The following is a 20,028-nucleotide window of genomic DNA, read 5'->3' as shown; positions in this document are numbered from 1 at the left end:
TTATTCTGCGTTCAGGATCCGTCATTGGAAAAAAAACTCGGTCTTACCGCGCTAACCGCTTTGGTGCTCAGCTCAATGCTGGGCGCCGGCGTGTTCAGTCTGCCGCAAAACATGGCGCAGGTCGCCAGCCCCGCCGCGCTGCTGCTGGGTTGGGGGATCACCGGCGTCGGCATTCTGTTTTTGGCCTTCGCCATGCTGTTGCTTACGCGTTTGCGTCCGGATCTGGACGGCGGCATTTTCACCTATGCCAAGGAAGGGTTCGGCGAGCTGGTGGGCTTCTGCTCCGCCTGGGGTTACTGGCTGTGCGCCGTGATCGCCAACGTCTCGTATCTGGTGATCGTGTTCGCGGCGCTGAGTATCTTCACCGATCGCGGCGGCAGCGTGATTCTCGGTGACGGCAATACCTGGCAGGCGCTGATCGCCGAATCCGCCCTGCTGTGGATCGTGCACGCGCTGGTGCTGCGCGGCGTGCAAACCGCCGCCAGCATCAATCTGGCGGCCACCCTCGCCAAGCTGTTGCCGCTGGGAATGTTCGCCGTTCTGGCGGCGATCGCCTTTAAAATGGACGTGTTCACGCTGGATTTCAAAGGCATCGCCCTCGGCAAGCCGGTGTGGGAACAGGTCAAGGACACCATGTTGATCACCCTGTGGGTGTTTATCGGCGTGGAAGGCGCGGTGGTGGTTTCCGCCCGCGCCCGCAATAAGAAAGACGTGGGCCGCGCCACTATGCTGGCGGTGCTGTCGGCGCTGGCGGTGTATCTGATGGTGACGCTGCTGTCGCTGGGCGTGGTGCCGCGCAGCGAACTGGCCGAAATGCGCAATCCGTCGATGGCGGTTCTGATGGTGGAACTGATCGGCCCGTGGGGTGACGTGCTCATCGCCGCCGGCCTGATCATTTCCGTGTGCGGCGCCTACCTGAGCTGGACCATCATGGCGGCGGAAGTGCCGCTGCTGGCCGCGCAGCACGGCGCGTTTCCGCGCGTGTTCGGCAAGCAGAACCGCCATCATGCCCCGTCCTCTTCGCTGTGGCTGACCAACATCGCGGTGCAGCTGGCGCTGGTGCTGATCTGGCTGACCGGCAGCAACTATAACTCGCTGCTGACCATCGCTTCGGAAATGATCCTGGTGCCTTACTTCCTGGTTGGCGCGTTTCTGTTCAAGGTGGCTTACCGCCGCCGCGACAAACGCCTGATCTTCGCCGCCACCGGCGCCTGCGTCTATGGCCTGTGGCTGCTGTACGCTTCCGGGCTGATGCACCTGCTGATGTCGGTGCTGCTGTATGCGCCTGGGCTGTTGGTGTTCATGTATGCCCGCCGCGGCCATCGGGACATCAATCTGCTCAACCGGCTGGAAAAGAGCAGCATTTTCTTGCTGCTGGCGGCCACGCTGCCTGCCGGTTGGATTATGCTGCACTAAAATCGCCTGTCGATGCGGCTGCCCGTCAGCCGCATTTCGTTTCCCCCTTCTTTCCTCGTTACCCCGCTACCCGTTGTTGATCCGTCAGTTGCTCCTCTTGCGATCTTAAATGCAATTAATTATCATTATCACCTGAGCATTAACGGCAAGACGCGAGCGCCCCTGCCGAGAGGCGTCAGGAGGCGGGTTTAGACCGGCTGAAAATGGAAGGCATTTCATGGCTGAAAAACTGCTGCACGCATTACCCTTGTTTACCGCCTGGGAAGCGCTGATCGCCGAGGGCAACACGGCATTCAATCAGCGGCGCGATCGCCTGGCGATGGCGCACTACCAGCAGGCGCTGGAGGCCGCTCAGGCGCTCGTCGCCGAGCGGCCCTGGCAAAACGCGGAATATACCGAACGGTTTGACGCACTGCATCTTTTCGAATCCACCCTGGCCGCGCTGATCGTCACGTTCAACAACATCACCCATCTGCGCCTGCGGCAAAAGCCGCTTCGCGGCGTAGAACCCCACGTGCATCAGGCCCGGCTCGCCATCGAGCAACTGATGGACGACACCTCGCTGTGCGAACAGATGCAGCAGATCGCCGAACGGCACCTGCTGCGGTTCCGAATTGAAACGCTGCAGGCGCTGCGCGAGCACCGGCTGCCGGGAACCAGCGTCTGCGCGACCACGGCGAACCATTCCGCCACCGTGCATTAACAACGCCACCACGACCTGAGGGGTAATCTGCCAATGAATGAATTGAATGATGAGATGAAAAAGATGCTGGCCAAACAGCTGCCTGTGCAGGCGACCAGCAGCCCGAGCGGCGTGCCCGATATCGGCCCCAAGCGCTCTTTGCGCCTGTATGACGACCGTACGCTGATTTACAACGAAAATACCGGCGGCCAGACGCTGCAAAATATCAGGGAAGGATCGAAAATGGCCGTCGTGGTTATCGATCGCGAGGCGCTGGACGGTTACCGCTTTGTCGGCACCCCGGAACTGTTCCTGGCGGGCAAGCCGTTTGACGATGCGCTGGCGTTTGCAGAAAAAAATGGAATAAAGCCGCCGAAATACGCAGTGCTGATTCATATAGACGGCATTTATACCCTACGCTCCGGCCCCAATGCCGGGACCCGGCTTTAAAGGCAGGCCGCTACGCGGCGCGTAATATCACGTTCATGGTTAGGCTATCGCGGCAAGTCAATTGCCTAACCATCAACGAGTGGCCGGGTTGATTCCCGGTCAGCTTTTAGGGGGAATGGTGACGGTCATGCGCTCACCCACCAGGGCGATCGCGATGCCTTCCGCGCACTCTTTCTGAATGGCCGCCATCTGCTGCGCCTCCAGCGCATAGGGCAGCTGAATATCAAATACCGTCAGGCCCTGCTGCTGCGCCAGGTCAATCAGGCGCACAATGTTGGTTTCATCGCTGACCTGGGTTGACACCACCTGCAGCGCCAGCTCTTTCAACTGCTCTTTGCGCGTTTGTGACGTGGTCACGCGCGATTTCAACACCATGCCGAAGATCGGCATCACACCATAAATAGCATCAACAAAGCGCCAGTGCTTCCTGCACGATGCGGACAGAAAATCCATATAGTCGAAACAGATTTTCTCACTGCGCGCGATGGATGCAAGGTGATTGCTGTTCATCCCCTCATTCCTCTCATGGCCAGTGTTAACCCGTGGTCTTTCAAGCCGCCGACGGGCGACAACCTGAAATGCATTGGGGATCTTACATCCAGAAATGGATAATCATGCGAAGCTTTAACGACTTTCCGCCGTATGATGGCATAATTCCCCTATTGTTTGCCAGTCTGTCCAGGAGCTTTAATCAATGGAACACCCCAACTCTGCCCCGGTGCTGATTACCGGCGGCGCGCGGCGCATCGGGCTGGCGCTCGCCAGAGCGTTTCTCCAGCGCGGCGTTCCCGTCATCATCGCCTATCGCAGCGAATATCCGGCGATGGCCGAGTTGAAAGCCTTGGGCGCCTGCTGCATTCAGGGCGACTTTTCCACGCACGAAGGCATTTACCGTTTCGCCGACCAGGTGCGGAAGGTGGCGCCCAAATTGCGCGCGGTGATCCACAACGCCAGCGCCTGGCAGGCAGAGTCGCCGCAGGTGCCGCCGGAACAGGTGATGGCGGCGATGCTGCAAATTCACGTCTATACGCCCTATTTGCTCAACCAACTGCTTGAAACCTGCCTGACCGGCCAGGGCCTGGCCGGCGCGGACATTATCCATCTCACCGACTACGTGGTGGAAAAAGGCAGCGACAAACACATCGCCTACGCTGCCAGCAAGGCCGCGCTGGACAATATGACCCGTTCGTTCGCCCGCAAGCTGGCGCCGGAGGTCAAGGTCAACGCCATTGCGCCGGCGCTGATCATCTTCAATCCTGGCGACGACGAGGCTTATCGCCAGCAGGCGCTGGCGAAATCGCTGATGAAGGTCGCGCCGGGCGAGAGCGAAGTGGTCAACCTGGTGAACTACCTGATGGAGAGCCGCTACGTCACCGGCCGCACCCACGGCGTCGACGGCGGCCGGCCGCTGCGCTGAGGCCAAGATCCGCATGGCGCATCGCCTCGGGCCGCGCTATGCTGAAATCCGCTTTTCTTATTAAAACACGGGCATATGCATAAAATTGTTTTTGTGGAAGACGATCCCGAAGTCGGCAAACTGATCGCCGCCTATCTGGGCAAACACGACATCGAGGTGTTGATCGAACCGCGCGGCGACAGCGCGCAGGCGCGCATCGCGCACGAGCAACCCGATTTGGTGCTGCTGGACATCATGCTGCCCGGCAAAGACGGCATGACGCTGTGCCGCGATCTGCGCCCCACCTTCCCCGGCCCGATCGTGCTGCTCACCTCGCTCGACAGCGACATGAACCATATCCTGTCGCTGGAGATGGGCGCCAACGACTATATCCTGAAAACCACGCCGCCGGCGGTGTTGCTGGCACGCCTGCGTTTGCACCTGCGCCAACACGGCCAACAGCCGAAAGAAGAGTCGGTTCAGCCGCTCACCCAGCACAACGCGCTGCATTTCGGGCTATTGTGCATCGATCCGGTCAACCGGCAGGTCACGCTGGGCGAAGAAACTGTCACGCTGTCCACCTCGGATTTCGATCTGCTGTGGGAGCTGGCGACCCACGCCGGGCAGATCATGGATCGCGAGGCGCTGCTGCAAAACCTGCGCGGCGTGAGCTATGACGGTATGGACCGCAGCATCGATGTGGCGATCTCCCGCCTGCGCCGCAAGCTGTACGACAACGCGCTGGAGCCGTTCCGTATCAAGACCGTGCGTAATAAAGGTTATCTGTTCGCCCCTAACGCCTGGGCATCGGTGCAACAATGAGAAAACTTTTCGTCCAGTTCTTCCTGTTGCTATTCGTCTGTTTTCTGGTGATGGCGATGCTGGTCGGCCTGGTGTACAAAGTGACCGCCGAGCGCGCCGGCCGCCAGTCGATGGACGATCTGATGAAAAGTTCGCTGTACCTGATGCGCAGCGAGCTGCGCGAAATCCCGCTGAAGGACTGGAACAAGACCATCGCCACGCTGGATCTCAACCTGTCGTTCAAGCTGCATATCGAGCCGCTCGGCAAACAGGAGCTGAGCGAGGATCTGAAAAAGCGGCTGCGGCTGGGGGAAATCATCGCCCTCGACGATCAGTACACCTTTATGCAGCGCATTCCGCGCAGCCACTATGTGTTGGTGGTCGGCCCCATTCCTTATCTGTTCTACCTGCATCAGATGCGCCTGCTGGATCTGGTGTTGCTGGTGTTTATCGGCATGTCGCTGGCGCTGCCGGTGTTTCTGTGGATGCGGCCGCACTGGCAAGACCTGCTCAAGCTGGAAAACGCCGCCCAGCGGCTCGGCGCCGGGCATCTGGATGAACGCACCCACTTCGATCCCACCTCCAGCCTGAGCCGCCTCGGCGTGGCGTTCAACCAGATGGCCGACAACGTCAACACCCTGATCGCCAGCAAAAAACAGCTGATCGACGGCATCGCCCACGAGCTGCGCACGCCGCTGGTGCGGCTGCGTTACCGGCTTGAAATGAGCGATAACCTGTCCGACAGCGAGCAGCAGGCGCTGAACCGCGATATCGGCCAGTTGGAGTCGCTGATCGACGAGCTGCTGACCTATGCCCGTCTGGACCGTCCGCAGGTTGCGTTAAACATTGAACCCATCGATCTGCCAAAGTGGCTCGAGGACAAGGTCGATGATATCCGCCTGATCCATCAGGATCGCGACATCCAGCTCGATATCCCGCACGTCGGCGACTTCGGCGGCGTCGATCTGCGCCTGATGGAGCGCGTGCTCGACAACCTGGTCAACAACGCGCTGCGCTATTCCGAACAGCGGCTGCGCGTTGGCCTGTGGTTTGACGGCGACCTCGCCTGCTTGCAGGTCGAGGATGACGGGCCGGGTATCCCGCCGGAAGAGCGCGAACGGGTGTTTGAACCTTTCGTCCGTCTCGATCCCAGCCGCGATCGCGCTACCGGCGGCTGCGGGCTGGGGCTGGCCATCGTCCATTCCATCGCCGTCGCCCACCAGGGACAGGTGTTCGTCGAAGGCAGTTCGCTCGGCGGCGCCAGCTTCCGTTTCTGCTGGCCGGTGAAGCCGACATTCAGTTTAAAAGCCGATCTGGCGTAATGCCGCCAGACCTTCTCATTGGAGCCGAAAAATAATGACATCTGCACATTCCAACACGTCTGCTTACGATCACCTGCGCGCCCTGTTCAGCCGGCTGTCGCGTTTCGGCCACCTGTCCGCCATCGCCGGTTGGGACATGCAAACCATGATGCCGCCGGGCGGCAGCAAGGCGCGCTCCGAAGCGCTGGCCGAGCTGAGCGTGCTGCAGCACCAGATTTTAACGGCACAAAGCACCGGCGCGCTGTTGGATCGCGCGCAGCAAGAGACGCTGGACGAACTCGACCGCGCCAACCTGCGCGAAATGCGCCGCCAATATGAAGACGCCGTGCTGCTGCCGGCCGCGCTGGTCGAAGCCAAATCGCTCGCCGGCGCACGCTGCGAACACGCCTGGCGCGCCCAGCGCCCGGCCAACGACTGGGACGGCTTCGCCGACAACCTGCGCGAAGTGGTAAAGCTCAGCCGGGAAGAAGCGCAGATCCGCGCGCAGGCGGCCGGCACCAGCCGTTACGACGCCCTGCTAAACCTGTATGAACCGGGCATGCGCAGCAGCGATCTCGACCGCATCTTCGGCGATTTGAAAACCTGGCTACCGGATCTGCTGCAGCGCGTGGTGGCCAAACAGGCTAACGAGCCCTGCCAGGCGCCGCAGGGTCCGTTCAATGTAGACACCCAGCGCCAGCTTAGCCTCAGCGTGATGAAGCTGCTCGGTTTCAACTTCGACAACGGCCGCGTCGACGCCAGCGCCCACCCGTTCTGCGGCGGCGTGCCGGAAGATGTGCGCATCACCACGCGTTACAACGAGAAAGAGTTTTTGACCGCGCTGCTCGGCATCGTGCACGAAACCGGCCACGCCCGCTACGAGCAGAACCTGCCGCGCGATCTGCTCGGCCAGCCGGTCGCCCTGGCTCGTTCCACCGCTATCCACGAATCGCAAAGCCTGCTGTTCGAAATGCAGCTGGCGCGCGGCAATGAATTCCTGAAGATCTTGCGTCCGTTGGTCACCGCGCAGTTTGGCGAACAGCCGGCGCTGGAAGAGGCCAACTTTATTCGCCTCAACCAGCGCGTTAAACCGGGCCTGATCCGCGTCGACGCCGACGAGGTGAGCTATCCTGCCCACGTCATCCTGCGCTACGAAATTGAAAAAGCGCTGATCGAAGGCGATATCGAGGTGGAAGACATTCCGGCGCTGTGGAATGAGAAGATGCAGGCTTATCTCGGCCTCGACACCATCGGCAACTACCGCAACGGCTGCATGCAGGATATTCACTGGACCGACGGCGCCTTCGGCTACTTCCCGACGTACACCCTCGGCGCGATGTACGCCGCGCAGCTGTTCCAGAGCGTGCGTCAGGCCCTGCCTTCGCTGAGCGAAGATATCGCCGCCGGCAACCTGCAGCCGCTGTTCCACTGGTTGCAGCACAATATTTGGCGCCACGGCAGCCGTTTCCCGACCGAAACGCTGATCGCCAACGCGACCGGCGAAGCGCTCAATCCACGCTACTTCCGTCAGCATTTGGAAACCCGCTACCTGTAATCTCTCCTGGCGCGGCCCCGGCCGCGCCCTTTTCCCGCCTGCATGACCGGATAATGTTTCATAGCGCGCATTCCTTGCCGACAACGCCTTGGCTACAGAGTGGCGGCTGGCTACTCACCATAAGTATGTTGTAACTAAAATAGCAAAAAACGCCGGGCTTTCCGGCCTCTCATCCCAGCGCATGACGGGCGATCATCGCCGCCAGCTGCGGCCTCAATGGCGCGGGCAGGTCATGCCCCATGCCCGGCATGATATGCAATTTGGCGTTGGCGACCGCACGGGCGATCGCAACCCCACCCGCCTTGCGCACCAGCCGATCGCGATCGCCGTGAATAACCAGCGTCGGCGCGGCTATGCGCCGGCTATAACGACGCAGATCGCCGCTGCCGAGCAACGCGGAAAGTTGCCGCTGCATGCCTTCCGGATCCACGCCCCGCTTCAGCAACCGCGTCACCAGCGTATCCAGCTCCGCCTCCTCCGGCGGATAAAATCGGGTGCCGAGCGCGCGCAGGAAGATTTTCATCCCCTCGTGGCGCTGCTGCAGCGTCAAATCGGCCGCAGGCCGGCGCACCAACAGCCATAGCAGCGAAGGGGCCGGCGGCGGTAACAGCGGTTGATTGGTGCTGGAGAACAAGATGCATAACGAGGCGACGCGCTGCGGGTATTCGGCGGCCAGCACCTGGGCGATCATCCCCCCCATCGAAGCGCCCAGTACGTGAGCCTGCGGAATGCGTAAATGATCGAGCAGATGCGCCGCGTCCGCCGCCATGTCCGCCAGGGTATAAGGCACCGGCGTTTGCCAACCGAGCTGGGCGCGCAACATCAGCAGCCACAACGGCTGCGTACGTTGTGCCTGCGTTTTGCCGGAAAGGCCGACGTCTCGGTTGTCATAGCGGATCACCCGAAATCCCTTGGCCACCAGGGCGCGGCAGAAGTCGTCAGGCCACAGCAAAAGCTGTGCGCCGATACCCATGATGAGCAGCAGCGGCGGGTGCGCCTCATCGCCCCAGTCCTCATAGGCCAGCGGCACCTCGCCCTGTTCGGTCACGCCACAACGAATTGATATCTCGTTCATGTTAAATCCTTTTTGCCGTGCCTGGCGGTCATTATAACAGCAATCCCACTCCCCACCGCCGCCCTGTACATTAGGTTACATGCCGAAACCAATCACTCACGGAAAGGCGGACGCCGTTTGCCTACTATCATTTCAACGGCCCCGCAGTGGGGTTGATACCCAAAAGCCATATTGAGGATTCTGCGATGAAAAAAGTATTAGCTCTGGTTGTTGCCGCTGCAATGGGTCTGTCTTCCGTAGCTTTCGCTGCCGAGGCTGCCACCACCGCACCTGCGGCTAGCGCAACCACCGCCACCGCTGCGCCGGCTAAAGCCCAGGTGAAACACCACGGCAAGAAAGCCCCGGTTCAGAAAGCTCAGGCGGCCAAAAAGCATCACAAAAAAGCCGGTGCGAAAGCCCCGGCCCAAAAAGCCCAGGCGGCTAAAAAACACCACAAGAAAGCCAGCCACAAAAAGGCGTAACAACGTGAGGATCCCCTCACCGTTTCAGGCTTGACGTGTACAACACCCGGTTCGCCGGGTGTTTTTTCATCGGGGGTTCGCATTGATGCTGCGCCGCTACCTGTTCGAGATCGTTCTGACCGCCCTGATCCTTTGCGGACTGATCGCCGTCTTTTTTTACCTGTAGCCTGCCGCATCGCCGGCGGGAAATTATTGAAAAATCAATTATTGCCCATCCACACGGATGCTAAATCAGTCTATAGTTAGCATTCAGTGTGTTTATGGATGATCCGTATTTGTCAGGCAAGAGATCTATGCGCAAATCCGTTTTACTGTTGCTGTGCTCACTCCCGCTCATCGCTGCTCAGGCGGCACGTGCCGACGGCCCGTCCAAGGCCGAGCAAACGCGTCTGTTTTTCGGCAAAGATGAACGCATCAAGGTCACGGATACCACCGCCCAGCCCTGGCAGGCCATCGGCCAGGTCGAAACCGCCAGCGGCAATCTGTGTACCGCCACGCTGATCTCCCCACACCTGGCGTTGACCGCCGGCCACTGTGTGCTGGCGCCGCCGGGGCAACAGGATAAAGCCATCGCCCTGCGCTTCGTGGCGGGTGATAAATCCTGGCGGTATCAAACCGACAATATCGAAACTCTGGTCGACAGCAAGCTGGGCAAAAAGCTGAAGCCGGACGGCGATGGCTGGATCGTGCCGCCCGCCGCCGCCGCTTATGACTTTGCGCTGATCCGTCTGAAAGACAAAAAGCCGCTGCCGATCGCACCGTTGCCGCTGTGGCAAGGCGACAGCAAGGCGCTGACCCAGGCCCTGAAACAGGCCAAGCGGTTGATTACTCAGGCGGGTTACCCGGAGGATCATCTGGATGACCTCTACAGCCACCAAAACTGCAAGGTCACCGGCTGGGCCCAGCAAGGCGTACTGTCGCACCAGTGTGATACCCTGCCCGGCGACAGCGGCTCACCGCTGCTGTTGAAAACCGCCGACGGCTGGCAGTTGATCGCCATCCAAAGCTCGGCGCCGGCGGCGAAAGATCGCTACCGCGCCGATAACCGCGCCCTGGCGGTGCCCGGCATCCGCGAAGCGCTAGACGCCCTAGCGGCGGGCAAATAGCTCTCGTAACGGCGCATCAAGCGCCGTTGCTGTTTCTCTGTTCTCTGAATTTCAACTTGCGCTGCGCCGGCCGTTTGCCGGCCGGCGCGCCCGAACTTAGCCCGAAAGCTGCTCGATAGTTTGCATAATGCGCTTGTCGGAGATCGGGTACGGCGTGCCCAGCTGCTGCGCGAACAGGCTGACGCGCAGCTCTTCGATCATCCAGCGCACCGCTTTCACCTCTTCCTCCTGCTGCCGCTTTGGCGGCAGCTTGTTCAGCCACTGCTGCCACGCCTGCTGCACCTGCTCAACCCGCAGCATCTGCGCGCGATCGCGATGCGGATCGATGGCCAGTTTTTCCAATCGGCGTTCGATCGCCTGCAGGTAGCGCAGCGTGTCCGGCAGGCGTTTCCAGCCGTTGCCGGTGACGAAACCGCGGTAAACCAGGCCGCCAAGCTGGGTTTTGATGTCCGACAACGCCAGCGCCAAGGACATGTCCACCCGGCCTTTCAGCCGTTTGTTGATGTTGAAGACCGCCGTCAGGATCTGCTCAACCTGCCTGGCCACCTCGACGACCGTGTCGTTCAGCTCGGCGCGGATCTGCTCCTGCAGGCGCGCAAAGCCTTCCTCTTGCCAGACCGGGCCGCCGTGTTCGGCGATCAGCTTGTCGATACCGCACGAAATGCAATCGTCAATCAGCTCAAGCACCTTGCCGTACGGGTTGAAGTAGAGCCCCAGCTTGGCCTTGTTCGGCAGCTTTTCATGCAGGTATTTGATCGGCGAAGGAATATTCAGCAACAGCAGGCGGCGCGTGCCCTGCCACATCGCCTGTTGCTGCTCGCTTTCGCTGTCGAACAGGCGGATCGCCACGCTGTCCTTTTCATCCACCAACGCCGGGTAAGCCTTCATCGAATAGCCGCCGCGCTTCTGCTCGTAAAACGCCGGCAGTTGGCCAAAGCTCCAGACATGCAGATTGCTCTGCTCAAGCCCATCGTCGGCCACCGCCGACAGCGTCTCCTGCACCTTCTCTTTCAGCTGCAGGCGCAACGCGGCCAGGTCTTTGCCTTCGCGCAGCGTCTGATTTTTCTCGCCCACCACGCGGAAGGTCATCTTCAGGTGATCGGGTACCTGATCCCACTGCCAGTCATCACGTGACACGGTCACGCCAGTCATGCGCCGCAGCTCGCGCTCCAGCGCGTCCAGCAGCGGCAATTCCAGCGCAGTGACGCGGCCAAGGAACGCCTCGGCGTAGTTCGGCGCCGGCACGAAGTTGCGGCGCACCGGTTTCGGCAACGATTTGATCAGCGCAATCACCAGCTCGCGGCGGATGCCGGGGATCTGCCATTCGAAGCCCTGCTCCTCCACCTGGTTGAGGATCGGCAGCGGAATGTGCACCGTCACGCCGTCGGCGTCGGTGCCCGGTTCAAACTGGTAGCTCAGCCGCAGCTTGAGGTTGCCCTGATGCCAAAAGTTCGGGTAATCGAGCGCGCTGATCTTATTGGCACCGTCCTTGATCAGCATCTCTTTTTCGAAGTTCAGCAGATCCGGCTGCTGTTTGGCCGCGCTCTTCCACCAACTGTCGAAATGACGGCCGGAAACCACGTCGTTGGGGAGACGGCGATCGTAGAAGCCGAACAGCGTTTCGTCATCCACCAGGATGTCGCGGCGGCGTGATTTATGCTCCAGCTCCTCCACTTCGGCGCGCAGCTTTTGGTTGTCGCGGAAGAAGGCGTGGCGCGTCTGCCAGTCGCCCTCCACCAGCGCATGGCGAATAAACAGCTCACGGCACAGCAGCGGATCAATGGAGCCGTAATTGACCTGGCGCGCCGCGACGATCGGCAGGCCGAACAGCGTGACCTTTTCGCTGGCCATCACCGCCCCCTGCGACTTCGACCAGTGCGGTTCGCTGTAGCTGTGTTTCACCAGGTGCTGAGCCAGCGGTTCGATCCATTCCGGTTCGATGCGCGCAGCGATACGCCCCCACAGGCGGCTGGTTTCCACCAGTTCGGCCACCATGGTCCACTTCGGCGGCTTCTTGAACAGGCCGGAGCCGGGGAAGATGGAGAAGCGGGCGTTGCGTGCGCCGGTGTATTCCTGCTTGTCCGCATCCTTCTGACCAATGTGCGACAGCAGGCCGGTCAGCAGCGCGGTGTGCACGCTGCGGTAGTCGGAAGGCGTGCTGTTGATCGGCAGCCCCAGCTCTTTCACCACCTGGCGCAGCTGGGTGTAGATATCCTGCCACTCGCGCACCCGCAGGTAGTTGAGGAAATCGTTGCGGCATAGCCGGCGGAACTGGCTGGAGGAGTTCGCTTTTTGCTGCTCCTGCAGATAATCCCACAGGTTGACGAACGCCAGGAAGTCCGAGTCCTTGTCGGCGAAGCGGCGGTGTTTTTCATCCGAGGCCTGCTGCTTGTCCATCGGGCGCTCACGCGGATCCTGAATCGACAGCGCGGCGGTGATGATCATCACCTCGCGCACGCTGCCGCTCTTCTGCGCTTCCAGCACCATGCGCGCCAGACGCGGGTCGATCGGCAACTGCGCCAGCTGGCGGCCCTGCGGCGTCAGCTGATAGTGGCCGTTGTCGGCGGTGGCGATCGCCCCCAGCTCTTCCAGCAGGCGCACGCCATCCTGAATGTTGCGCTTGTCCGGCGCCTCGACGAACGGAAACGCGGCAATGTCGCCCAGCCCCAGCGAGGTCATCTGCAGAATGACCGAAGCCAGGTTGGTGCGCAGAATTTCCGGATCGGTAAACGCCGGCCGCGACAGGAAATCCTGCTCGGAGTACAGGCGGATGCACACCCCTTCCGATACGCGGCCGCAGCGCCCTTTACGCTGGTTGGCAGAAGCCTGCGACACCGGTTCGATCGGCAGGCGCTGCACCTTGGTGCGGAAGCTGTAGCGGCTGATGCGCGCGGTGCCCGGATCGATGACGTACTTGATGCCCGGCACCGTCAGCGAGGTTTCCGCCACGTTGGTGGCCAGCACGATGCGGCGGCCGTGGTGCGACTGGAACACCCGGTTCTGCTCGCTGTTCGACAGGCGTGCATACAGCGGCAGCACCTCGGTGTGCGGCAGATTGAGGCGGTTCAGGGCGTCGGCGGTATCGCGGATCTCGCGCTCGCCGCTCATGAAGATCAGAATGTCGCCCGGCCCTTCGCGGCCAAGCTCGTCCACCGCATCGAAAATCGCCTGCAGCTGGTCGCGATCGGTATCGTCGCCGTCGTCGACCACCGGGCGGTAGCGCACCTCCACCGGGTAGGTGCGGCCGGAAACCTCGATGATTGGCGCATTGTTGAAATGGCGCGAGAAGCGCTGCGGATCGATGGTCGCCGAGGTGATGATCACCTTGAGATCCGGGCGCTTCGGCAGCAGTTCGCGCAGGTAGCCGAGAATAAAGTCGATGTTGAGGCTGCGCTCGTGCGCTTCATCGATGATCAGCGTGTCGTACTGCATCAGCAGGCGGTCCTGCTGAATTTCCGCCAGCAAGATACCGTCGGTCATCAGCTTGACCAGGGTATTTTCTCCTACCTGATCGTTGAAGCGCACCTTGTAGCCGACGCTGCCGCCGAGCGGGGTTTCCAGCTCGTCGGCGATGCGGTTGGCGACGGTGCGCGCCGCCAGGCGGCGCGGCTGGGTATGGCCGATCAGCCCTTTCACCCCGCGCCCCAGTTCCAGGCAGATCTTCGGCAGCTGGGTGGTTTTCCCCGAGCCGGTCTCCCCGGCGACAATCACCACCTGGTGATCGCGGACGGCGTTTAATATGTCCTGCTTTTTTTGGCTGACCGGCAGGCTTTCCGGATAGGTAATGCGCGGGCAAGACGCGGCGCGCGCCTGCACTTTTTGCCGCGCCGCCGCGATGTCGCTTTCTACTTCGGCGGCCACCGCCAACTGGGCATCGGGATTTTTGATTTTTCGTGCGCCCTGCAGGCGACGACGCAGACGTTGTTGATCGCGGAGCATCAGCTCACCCAGTTGGGCCGGCAGTGCCTCGAGCGGAGATTTCACGTTCGGTGTTCCTTGTTTCTTCGCCGCCAAGGCCAGGCTTGGCAACGGTTTGATGTTTTTTTAGCGATTTTTTTGCTTTAGCCGCACAGCCTATCACAAACGGCTTTCTCCCCCTACTTTCGCGAGTAAAGCCTCGCCATGTCATTCAATAAAATCGAACGAAGATCTCGAAATATTGCGCTATCACTGTTGGAGGAATGTGAATAGCATGTACTCCATGCAAGGGACGCTGAGTCCTGATGTCACTGTCACAACGTAAGGAATTATCGATGAGCAACGTATTGGTTCTGAAATCAAGCATCCTGGCGACCTACTCTCAGTCTAACCAACTGGCCGATTTCTTCGTAGAGCAATGGAGCAACGCCCACAGCGGCGACACCATCACCGTGCGCGATCTGGCCGCACAGCCCATCCCGGTGCTGGACGGTGAACTGGTCGGCGCGCTGCGTCCTTCCGATGCTCCGTTGACCCCGCGTCAACAAGAAGCGCTGGCCCTGTCGGACGAGCTGATCGCCGAGCTGCAGGCCAATGACGTCATCGTGATTGCCGCGCCGATGTACAACTTCAACATCCCGACCCAGCTGAAAAACTATTTCGACCTGGTTGCCCGCGCCGGCGTGACCTTCCGTTACACCGAAAACGGTCCGGAAGGCCTGGTGAAAAACAAACGCGCGGTGATCCTGACCAGCCGCGGCGGCATTCATAAAGGCACCCCAACCGACCTGGTGGAACCTTACCTGCGTCTGTTCCTGGGCTTCATCGGCATTACCGACGTGGAGTTCGTCTTCGCGGAAGGCATCGCCTACGGCCCGGAAGTGGCGACCAAAGCACAGGAAGACGCCAAGGCGGCCCTGTCTCAGGTGGTGTCTGCCTAAGATCCTGCGCAGGGGCGCCGCGCCCCTGCCGGACAAGAAGCAAGTCCTGTCAAACCTGCACTACCCTCATAATAATCATCTATCCGTATCTCTTGGCGCGCCAGACGGCGCGCTTTTTTTATTTCTTCAGCCACTGGCCGTTGATGCCGCGCACATACTCGCCGCTCTGCGCCCGCGTCACCAGCTTCTGCCCGGCCATGCGCGCCACTTCGTCGACGGCGATATGGTTGCCGTCCGCCACTTCCTGATACTTCTCGGCGCGGCCGGCGTTGATGCGCTTCACCAGCGCCAGCGTTTCCGCGTCCTGCTTCACCGGGGCGATATAGCCGCTCAGGGTTTCGCCCACCCGCCCTTGCTGCTTCGCCTCATCCAGCGTCAACGCCATCGCCACGCCGCTGAAAAACCAGGCGGCGCCGGCCAGCCACAAATAACGTTTTTTCATGTCGGCTCCTAGAACAGACCGCTTTGAGTTTTCAGCAGGTTTTCGACGTCCTTATCCACCTTGATATGAATTTCATGCTCGATCTTGACGTTCATATTGATGGTGATCGGATCCTTCGGCGTCGCCACCTCGATGCGCGGCACGCAGCCGCTCAGCAGCGAAACGCACAGCACCGCTGCCAGCGTCGACACACTCATGATTTTCATTGTTGCTCCCCAGGTTGTGAGAGGGCCTGCTCCAGCCACTCCTGTAAATTGTCGCCGAAGCGCAAACTGCGCCACAGCTGAAACACGTTTTCCTGATGCCGATAGTTCAGGATCACCTCGCGCTTGGCGTTCTTCTGCGGGTTGATGCCGTCGATACGCGCGCTCAGCGTCAGTTCGCCCAGGTTGTCGAGATCGACCCGGGCGTGCGAACGGTTGATTTCCATGTAGCGCAGCCAGTCGATCGCCGCGCCGGTCGCCAGGTTGTTGCTGCCGATGGCGTCGGCCATGTCTTTGTCCAGCCGCAGCGTCAGGGTGCCGGCGTTGGCGATCCAGCCGTTTTGCACCAGCCATTTCGGGTGGTTCAGGAACAGCGGCAGCTCACCGTCGACGCGGCCGGACATGGCGAACTGCTTCGGCTTCAGGGCGGTAAACAGCGCGCTGAGATCGACCTTGTCCAGCTTCAGCACCGCGGCGTCATGCTGCGGCAACCGCAGCGCCGACAGGCTGATATGCCCGTTGAGCATGTCCACGCCGACGTTGCTCAACGTCAGCGGCTGCCCTTCGCTATAAGGATAGGTGCCCTGCAGATCGGCGGAAATGTTCTGCATCTCGAACAGGTTGCTGAAAGACTTGATGCGCAGCGACACCGGCTGTTTGGCCCCCAGCAGCCACTGATGCTGCTTGAACCGGTACGACAGGATAAAGTCCAGGCCGCTCATCTCGCCGTCTTTCAGCCACATGCCGCCGTTTTTCACCACCCAGTGGCCGCCGGCTTCGAAGCCCTGCTCGCGGGCGGCGGAAAACGCCGACTGCGCATAAAACTCGCCGTCGCGCAGCGTGAGATTGAGATCCGGCGCGAGCAGCGGCTGGAAGACCTTCAGCGACTGTTTCGGCCACCAGGCTTCACCGCGCAGGCGTTCGCCGTCCCAACGGCCGCGCAGCGCGATCGGCCCGATCTGCTGTGCCTGCAGTTTGCCCTGCAGCTGGAAACTGTCCGGCGAAAGGCCGTTCACCTGCAGCGCCAGCACCGGCGCCGGCAGATGGCCGCCGTCGCTGAAGCTGACCTTATCCGCCGCCAGTTGCAGCTCGCCGTTGAACTGCGGGCTTTGTTCATCACGCCGCCAGCGCAGCGGCCGGTTGAGGCTCAGGCGCGGCGCGGCGACCGTCACCAAACCATACTTCAATTTATCGAAACCGGTGGAGAGCTTGTCGAGCACCAGCTCGCTATCCTGCCAGCGCCCGCTGCCGGCGACGTCCCAGGCGGCCTGCAGCGGCGGCAACCGGCCGTTGCCCCAGTAACGCCACTGCCAGTCGCCCTTGTCCGGCCAGAAATCCTGCGCCTGGCCGTCCAGGTGCAGCTTGAAGCGCCCCCAATAGCTGTCGCTGGCGTTCAGAATCGCCTGCAGGCGGCCGGTGATACCGGCGGCGGTCACCTTCACGCCCGCCAGCGGCAAACGCGCCTCTTCCAGCGTCATTTCCGGCGTCACCTTGCCCCACAGGCGCAACAGCGCCCCTGGCTGCAGCACCAGTGTCGGGTTGAGAATGCTGCCGCCGATCACGCCCGGAATCGACGCGCTGGCGGAGAAGTCGGCCAGATTGGCCTGACCGGTCAATTGGAAGCGCAGATCGCTGTCGGTCAACCCTACCTTGCCCGGCCCGAGGGTGAGCACCGCATTGCCCTTGCCGTTGTGGCCGGCGGTGATCACGTTCAGCCGCGCGCTGATCTCCGTTTCATCCCACCCTTTGCTCCAGTCGTGCAGCGCAACGCTCAGGCCGCCGTTCAACGGCTGCCCGCTGTACGGCCAACGCCACTCGCCCTGCCTGATGCTGACCCGCTGCGGCGCGACTTCCCACGGCAGCACCGCCAGCGGCCGATCGTCGCCTTTTTCGCTTACCGTCAACACGCCCTGCCGCTGTTGCCAGCGCATGTCCAGCAATACCGGTTTTTCCAGATAGGCGGTCTGCATTTCCCCCTGCAGCGCGCCCTGCGTCGGCAGGCTGGCCAGATCCAGCGGAATGGTTATCTTGCCGGCGAGACGCAGCGGTTGCGCGCTGTTGGGCGGGACGACGGTCAGGCTCTGCAACGTCAGCTGCTGTTTTTCATCCAGCTGCGCCTCGGCGCTGAGATTCGGCCCCTGATAATGCAGGCGTTGCCCGTCAGGGCCGGAGGAAAGCTGCAGCTTGCCGGCATAGCGCTGCCAGGGAACCAGCGTCAGGTCATTAATGGTGAGATCCAGCGGCGGCAGCTGTTGCTGCAGCTGATCGAGCGCCAGCGGCGCGCTGTTGGCGTCGCCGGCCGGCAGTTTTGACAAACAGGCGCTATCGACGCTGACCTTATCGCTCGACAGCTGCCAGCGGCCCTGGCGGTAAGCCAACCGCGTCGGCCCGACGTTGGCCAGCAGGCAATCTTGCGCGGTGAAACGCGCCCCCGCCAGCGCCAGGCCGCCCTGGCGCCAGTGCAATTTGCCCTGCAACTCCAGGCGGCTTCCCGCCGGCAACCAATGCGATAACACGCCCGGCAGCCAGCGCGGCAAAGTTTGCCACAACGCCAGCACCAGAATTGCGCAGCCCGCCACCGTCCCTATGAATACTTTTAATCGCCTGGTCATTAAATGATTGCTTCGTTCCTGAGTTAGGCATTGGTTAAGTCTATGCCTGAATTGACAATAATGATGGCATGAATTTGACATAGGGTGAAGCTGAGCGGGGTCGCAGCGGCGATTTGCACCTTTTTGGCGCAAACGTGTGCGGAGTTGTAGATTTTCGTTACATATGCATCACATAAACAGGACAGTTTTCAGACTTTTGTTATTGTCGTTGCCATTGATGATTAATAGTCTTGCAACCATTCTAATAAAAGTTCAGCTGCTAGCTAACTGTGTACTAGAGAAGCCATTCCCCACACCCCCGTGGGGATTTTTTTGCCTTAATGCCGAATCACGGCGTCAATAAAATCGTGCAATATGCGGCTGTCGCTCGCTTTACGCCAGATAGCATAAATATCGCTGCGCATTTCATTCCCGCATTCTATGTATGCAACCTTTCGCTGCCGCGCCAGGCTTTCGGGCACAAACGCATAGCCTAATCCCGCTGTTACGCAGGCAAATATCACGTCGTAGCATTCCACCTCCAGCAGCGCGGCGGGGATGACTTGCTGCTTCTGCAGCCAGGCGTCCACCAGATGGCGATAGTGGCATTGCCGCGAATAAACATAGAGATCGCTTTTTGCCAACAACGCCGGCCGACATGCCCCGCCAATGAAGACCAAACGCTCCTGGAAAGCACGCCGACTCTGCATCTGCGGATGTTCGATCGGCCCATCTGAAAACACCACGTCCAGCGCCCCTTTTTGCAGCTGAAACTCCAGATCCAGCGAATATCCCTGCACCACACTCAGCTGAACGCGGCGATTCTGCGCACGGTAATGGGCCAACTTTTGCGGCAAATGATGACTCAAGGCGATATCCAGCGCGCCAAGCCTCAGTTCGCCCTGCACCGGATCCTGTTCAAGCTGTGATCGCGCCCGCTCTTCGATAGCCAAAAAGCGCTTGGCCTTATGGTAAAGCGCCCGGCCTTCCGGCGTGAGCGACAGCCGATTGCGCTCACGCTCGAACAGCGTGACGCCGCACGCCATTTCCAGCTCTTTTAATTTCTTGGTCACGTTAGAGGGCACGCAAAACAGCCGCTCCGCCGCGGCCGTGAGACTCTCCGACTCCACCACCATGCAAAAGGCGGCTAACTGGGCACGTTTAAACATCTTAAGCCTTCACCAAAAGTGAACAATTCACGAACTTTATTTCACTTTTAGTCAGCCATCAAGTCCGTAAAATCCTCGCTGTCAGCACAATGCTGCCCCTGGAGATATCCAGTTTCATTACCGACCGAGGAAATCAATCATGATTACGCTCAACGTCTTTTTTCAGGTCAATCCGGCCAAGCGGCAAGCGTTTCTGAGCCTGCTCAACACCATGGTGCAGGAATCCAATAAAGAAACCGGCTGCTCTTTTTACCAGCTTTGGCAATGCCAGAGCGATGAGAACAGCTACGCGCTGATCGAAAACTGGGACGATAAGGCGGCGCTTTCAGCACACCAGAAAACGCCTCATTGGATCGCCTTTAACGATGTCGTTAACAGTTATTTGACCCATGATTACGATGAGCATCATTACACGGAAATCGCTCGTTAAAACCGCGTGAACCGGCCCAATGCGGGCCGGTTTCACTCCCCTGTCTGATAGAACAAGCCCCGCGCGGGACAAACTGCTAACCAATTGTCGA

General features: G+C 60.5%; 19 protein-coding genes. 11 read left to right on the top strand and 8 right to left on the bottom strand.

Annotation, left to right across the window (positions count from 1 at the left end; genetic code table 11):
- The first annotated feature begins 24 nt into the window (after nucleotides 1–24).
- From ACSBQQ_RS05480 to ACSBQQ_RS05470, 3 genes are all read left to right on the top strand, one after another.
- Nucleotides 25–1,416, top strand: coding sequence for an amino acid permease (locus ACSBQQ_RS05480; protein WP_060425793.1), 1,392 nt, complete (start codon nucleotides 25–27; stop codon nucleotides 1,414–1,416).
- A 217-nt stretch (nucleotides 1,417–1,633) separates the two neighbouring features.
- Complete coding sequence (locus tag ACSBQQ_RS05475; RefSeq protein ID WP_060428007.1) at nucleotides 1,634–2,119, top strand: hypothetical protein; 486 nt, start codon at nucleotides 1,634–1,636, stop codon at nucleotides 2,117–2,119.
- Nucleotides 2,120–2,152: 33 nt separating this feature from the next.
- The gene (locus ACSBQQ_RS05470) at nucleotides 2,153–2,548 is read left to right on the top strand and encodes a pyridoxamine 5'-phosphate oxidase family protein (protein WP_033648425.1); all 396 of its coding nucleotides are present in this window, start codon (nucleotides 2,153–2,155) and stop codon (nucleotides 2,546–2,548) included.
- A gap of 99 nt (nucleotides 2,549–2,647) precedes the next feature.
- On the opposite strand, the gene ACSBQQ_RS05465 is transcribed toward ACSBQQ_RS05470, so the two are convergent.
- Complete coding sequence (locus ACSBQQ_RS05465) at nucleotides 2,648–3,058, bottom strand: hypothetical protein (protein ID WP_060428005.1); 411 nt, start codon at nucleotides 3,056–3,058, stop codon at nucleotides 2,648–2,650.
- A 184-nt stretch (nucleotides 3,059–3,242) separates the two neighbouring features.
- Here ACSBQQ_RS05465 and folM point away from each other — a divergent pair, with 184 nt between their 5' ends.
- The 4 genes from folM to ACSBQQ_RS05445 all read left to right on the top strand — a co-directional run bounded on the left by folM (nucleotide 3,243) and on the right by ACSBQQ_RS05445 (nucleotide 7,601).
- Complete coding sequence (gene folM, locus ACSBQQ_RS05460; protein ID WP_060428003.1) at nucleotides 3,243–3,965, top strand: dihydromonapterin reductase; 723 nt, start codon at nucleotides 3,243–3,245, stop codon at nucleotides 3,963–3,965.
- Nucleotides 3,966–4,040: 75 nt separating this feature from the next.
- Complete coding sequence (gene rstA, locus ACSBQQ_RS05455; RefSeq protein ID WP_033634655.1) at nucleotides 4,041–4,766, top strand: two-component system response regulator RstA; 726 nt, start codon at nucleotides 4,041–4,043, stop codon at nucleotides 4,764–4,766.
- Entirely contained in the window at nucleotides 4,763–6,067 is a 1,305-nt protein-coding gene (gene rstB / locus ACSBQQ_RS05450; RefSeq protein ID WP_033648428.1) for a two-component system sensor histidine kinase RstB, read from the top strand. Before rstA ends, rstB begins: the two co-directional genes overlap by 4 nt.
- A 34-nt stretch (nucleotides 6,068–6,101) precedes the next feature.
- Nucleotides 6,102–7,601, top strand: coding sequence for a carboxypeptidase M32 (locus ACSBQQ_RS05445; RefSeq protein ID WP_039565964.1), 1,500 nt, complete (start codon nucleotides 6,102–6,104; stop codon nucleotides 7,599–7,601).
- A gap of 169 nt (nucleotides 7,602–7,770) precedes the next feature.
- On the opposite strand, the gene ACSBQQ_RS05440 is transcribed toward ACSBQQ_RS05445, so the two are convergent.
- Entirely contained in the window at nucleotides 7,771–8,676 is a 906-nt protein-coding gene (locus tag ACSBQQ_RS05440; protein WP_060418815.1) for an alpha/beta fold hydrolase, read from the bottom strand.
- A 185-nt stretch (nucleotides 8,677–8,861) separates the two neighbouring features.
- On the opposite strand from ACSBQQ_RS05440, the gene asr reads away from it, so the two are divergent.
- Nucleotides 8,862–9,137, top strand: coding sequence for an acid resistance repetitive basic protein Asr (gene asr / locus ACSBQQ_RS05435; protein ID WP_033648431.1), 276 nt, complete (start codon nucleotides 8,862–8,864; stop codon nucleotides 9,135–9,137).
- Between the two features lie 293 nt (nucleotides 9,138–9,430).
- Nucleotides 9,431–10,243 (top strand): trypsin-like serine peptidase, encoded by an 813-nt coding sequence (locus ACSBQQ_RS05430; protein ID WP_060387798.1) that lies wholly within the window; start codon nucleotides 9,431–9,433, stop codon nucleotides 10,241–10,243.
- A 96-nt stretch (nucleotides 10,244–10,339) separates the two neighbouring features.
- On the opposite strand, the gene hrpA is transcribed toward ACSBQQ_RS05430, so the two are convergent.
- On the bottom strand, nucleotides 10,340–14,227 hold the full coding sequence (gene hrpA / locus ACSBQQ_RS05425; RefSeq protein WP_071998135.1) for an ATP-dependent RNA helicase HrpA: 3,888 nt from the start codon (nucleotides 14,225–14,227) through the stop codon (nucleotides 10,340–10,342).
- 269 nt (nucleotides 14,228–14,496) lie between these two features.
- Here hrpA and azoR point away from each other — a divergent pair, with 269 nt between their 5' ends.
- Nucleotides 14,497–15,102 carry an FMN-dependent NADH-azoreductase gene (azoR, locus tag ACSBQQ_RS05420; protein WP_033634661.1) on the top strand — a complete coding sequence of 202 codons (606 nt, stop codon included), beginning with the start codon at nucleotides 14,497–14,499 and terminating at the stop codon, nucleotides 15,100–15,102.
- Here azoR and ACSBQQ_RS05415 read toward each other — a convergent pair.
- The 5 genes from ACSBQQ_RS05415 to ACSBQQ_RS05395 form a co-directional block, all read right to left on the bottom strand.
- On the bottom strand, nucleotides 15,099–15,236 hold the full coding sequence (locus ACSBQQ_RS05415; RefSeq protein ID WP_107685448.1) for a hypothetical protein: 138 nt from the start codon (nucleotides 15,234–15,236) through the stop codon (nucleotides 15,099–15,101). The genes azoR and ACSBQQ_RS05415 overlap by 4 nt on opposite strands.
- Nucleotides 15,221–15,544: a YdbL family protein gene (locus ACSBQQ_RS05410; protein ID WP_048321624.1), complete on the bottom strand. Its 324-nt coding sequence runs from the start codon at nucleotides 15,542–15,544 to the stop codon at nucleotides 15,221–15,223. Before ACSBQQ_RS05410 ends, ACSBQQ_RS05415 begins: the two co-directional genes overlap by 16 nt.
- A gap of 8 nt (nucleotides 15,545–15,552) precedes the next feature.
- Nucleotides 15,553–15,750 carry a YnbE family lipoprotein gene (locus ACSBQQ_RS05405; RefSeq protein ID WP_025302979.1) on the bottom strand — a complete coding sequence of 66 codons (198 nt, stop codon included), beginning with the start codon at nucleotides 15,748–15,750 and terminating at the stop codon, nucleotides 15,553–15,555.
- Entirely contained in the window at nucleotides 15,747–18,359 is a 2,613-nt protein-coding gene (locus ACSBQQ_RS05400; protein WP_060428001.1) for a YdbH family protein, read from the bottom strand. The genes ACSBQQ_RS05405 and ACSBQQ_RS05400 overlap by 4 nt, the downstream gene beginning before the upstream one ends.
- 317 nt (nucleotides 18,360–18,676) lie before the next feature.
- The gene (locus ACSBQQ_RS05395; RefSeq protein WP_033648434.1) at nucleotides 18,677–19,507 is read right to left on the bottom strand and encodes a LysR family transcriptional regulator; all 831 of its coding nucleotides are present in this window, start codon (nucleotides 19,505–19,507) and stop codon (nucleotides 18,677–18,679) included.
- Nucleotides 19,508–19,646: 139 nt separating this feature from the next.
- Between ACSBQQ_RS05395 and ACSBQQ_RS05390 the strand changes: the two genes are divergently transcribed.
- Nucleotides 19,647–19,937, top strand: coding sequence for a putative quinol monooxygenase (locus ACSBQQ_RS05390; protein ID WP_033648435.1), 291 nt, complete (start codon nucleotides 19,647–19,649; stop codon nucleotides 19,935–19,937).
- Nucleotides 19,938–20,028 lie beyond the last annotated feature (91 nt).

The organism is Serratia sp. G204Y, assembly GCF_051172435.1.
Taxonomy (GTDB): Bacteria; Pseudomonadota; Gammaproteobacteria; order Enterobacterales; family Enterobacteriaceae; genus Serratia; species Serratia sarumanii.
Note: the sequence above shows the minus strand (reverse complement) of the source record. Positions and strands in the feature narration are given on the sequence as shown.

Excerpts from the sequence above, each read along its gene's own strand:
- ACSBQQ_RS05475 (WP_060428007.1), top strand. The coding sequence starts at position 1,634 with ATGGCTGAAAAACTGCTGCACGCATTACCCTTGTTTACCGCCTGGGAA.
- ACSBQQ_RS05470 (WP_033648425.1), top strand. The coding sequence starts at position 2,153 with ATGAATGAATTGAATGATGAGATGAAAAAGATGCTGGCCAAACAGCTG.
- ACSBQQ_RS05465 (WP_060428005.1), bottom strand. The coding sequence starts at position 3,058 with ATGAACAGCAATCACCTTGCATCCATCGCGCGCAGTGAGAAAATCTGT.
- folM (WP_060428003.1), top strand. The coding sequence starts at position 3,243 with ATGGAACACCCCAACTCTGCCCCGGTGCTGATTACCGGCGGCGCGCGG.
- rstA (WP_033634655.1), top strand. The coding sequence starts at position 4,041 with ATGCATAAAATTGTTTTTGTGGAAGACGATCCCGAAGTCGGCAAACTG.
- rstB (WP_033648428.1), top strand. The coding sequence starts at position 4,763 with ATGAGAAAACTTTTCGTCCAGTTCTTCCTGTTGCTATTCGTCTGTTTT.
- ACSBQQ_RS05445 (WP_039565964.1), top strand. The coding sequence starts at position 6,102 with ATGACATCTGCACATTCCAACACGTCTGCTTACGATCACCTGCGCGCC.
- ACSBQQ_RS05440 (WP_060418815.1), bottom strand. The coding sequence starts at position 8,676 with ATGAACGAGATATCAATTCGTTGTGGCGTGACCGAACAGGGCGAGGTG.
- asr (WP_033648431.1), top strand. The coding sequence starts at position 8,862 with ATGAAAAAAGTATTAGCTCTGGTTGTTGCCGCTGCAATGGGTCTGTCT.
- ACSBQQ_RS05430 (WP_060387798.1), top strand. The coding sequence starts at position 9,431 with ATGCGCAAATCCGTTTTACTGTTGCTGTGCTCACTCCCGCTCATCGCT.
- azoR (WP_033634661.1), top strand. The coding sequence starts at position 14,497 with ATGAGCAACGTATTGGTTCTGAAATCAAGCATCCTGGCGACCTACTCT.
- ACSBQQ_RS05410 (WP_048321624.1), bottom strand. The coding sequence starts at position 15,544 with ATGAAAAAACGTTATTTGTGGCTGGCCGGCGCCGCCTGGTTTTTCAGC.
- ACSBQQ_RS05405 (WP_025302979.1), bottom strand. The coding sequence starts at position 15,750 with ATGAAAATCATGAGTGTGTCGACGCTGGCAGCGGTGCTGTGCGTTTCG.
- ACSBQQ_RS05400 (WP_060428001.1), bottom strand. The coding sequence starts at position 18,359 with ATGACCAGGCGATTAAAAGTATTCATAGGGACGGTGGCGGGCTGCGCA.
- ACSBQQ_RS05395 (WP_033648434.1), bottom strand. The coding sequence starts at position 19,507 with ATGTTTAAACGTGCCCAGTTAGCCGCCTTTTGCATGGTGGTGGAGTCG.
- ACSBQQ_RS05390 (WP_033648435.1), top strand. The coding sequence starts at position 19,647 with ATGATTACGCTCAACGTCTTTTTTCAGGTCAATCCGGCCAAGCGGCAA.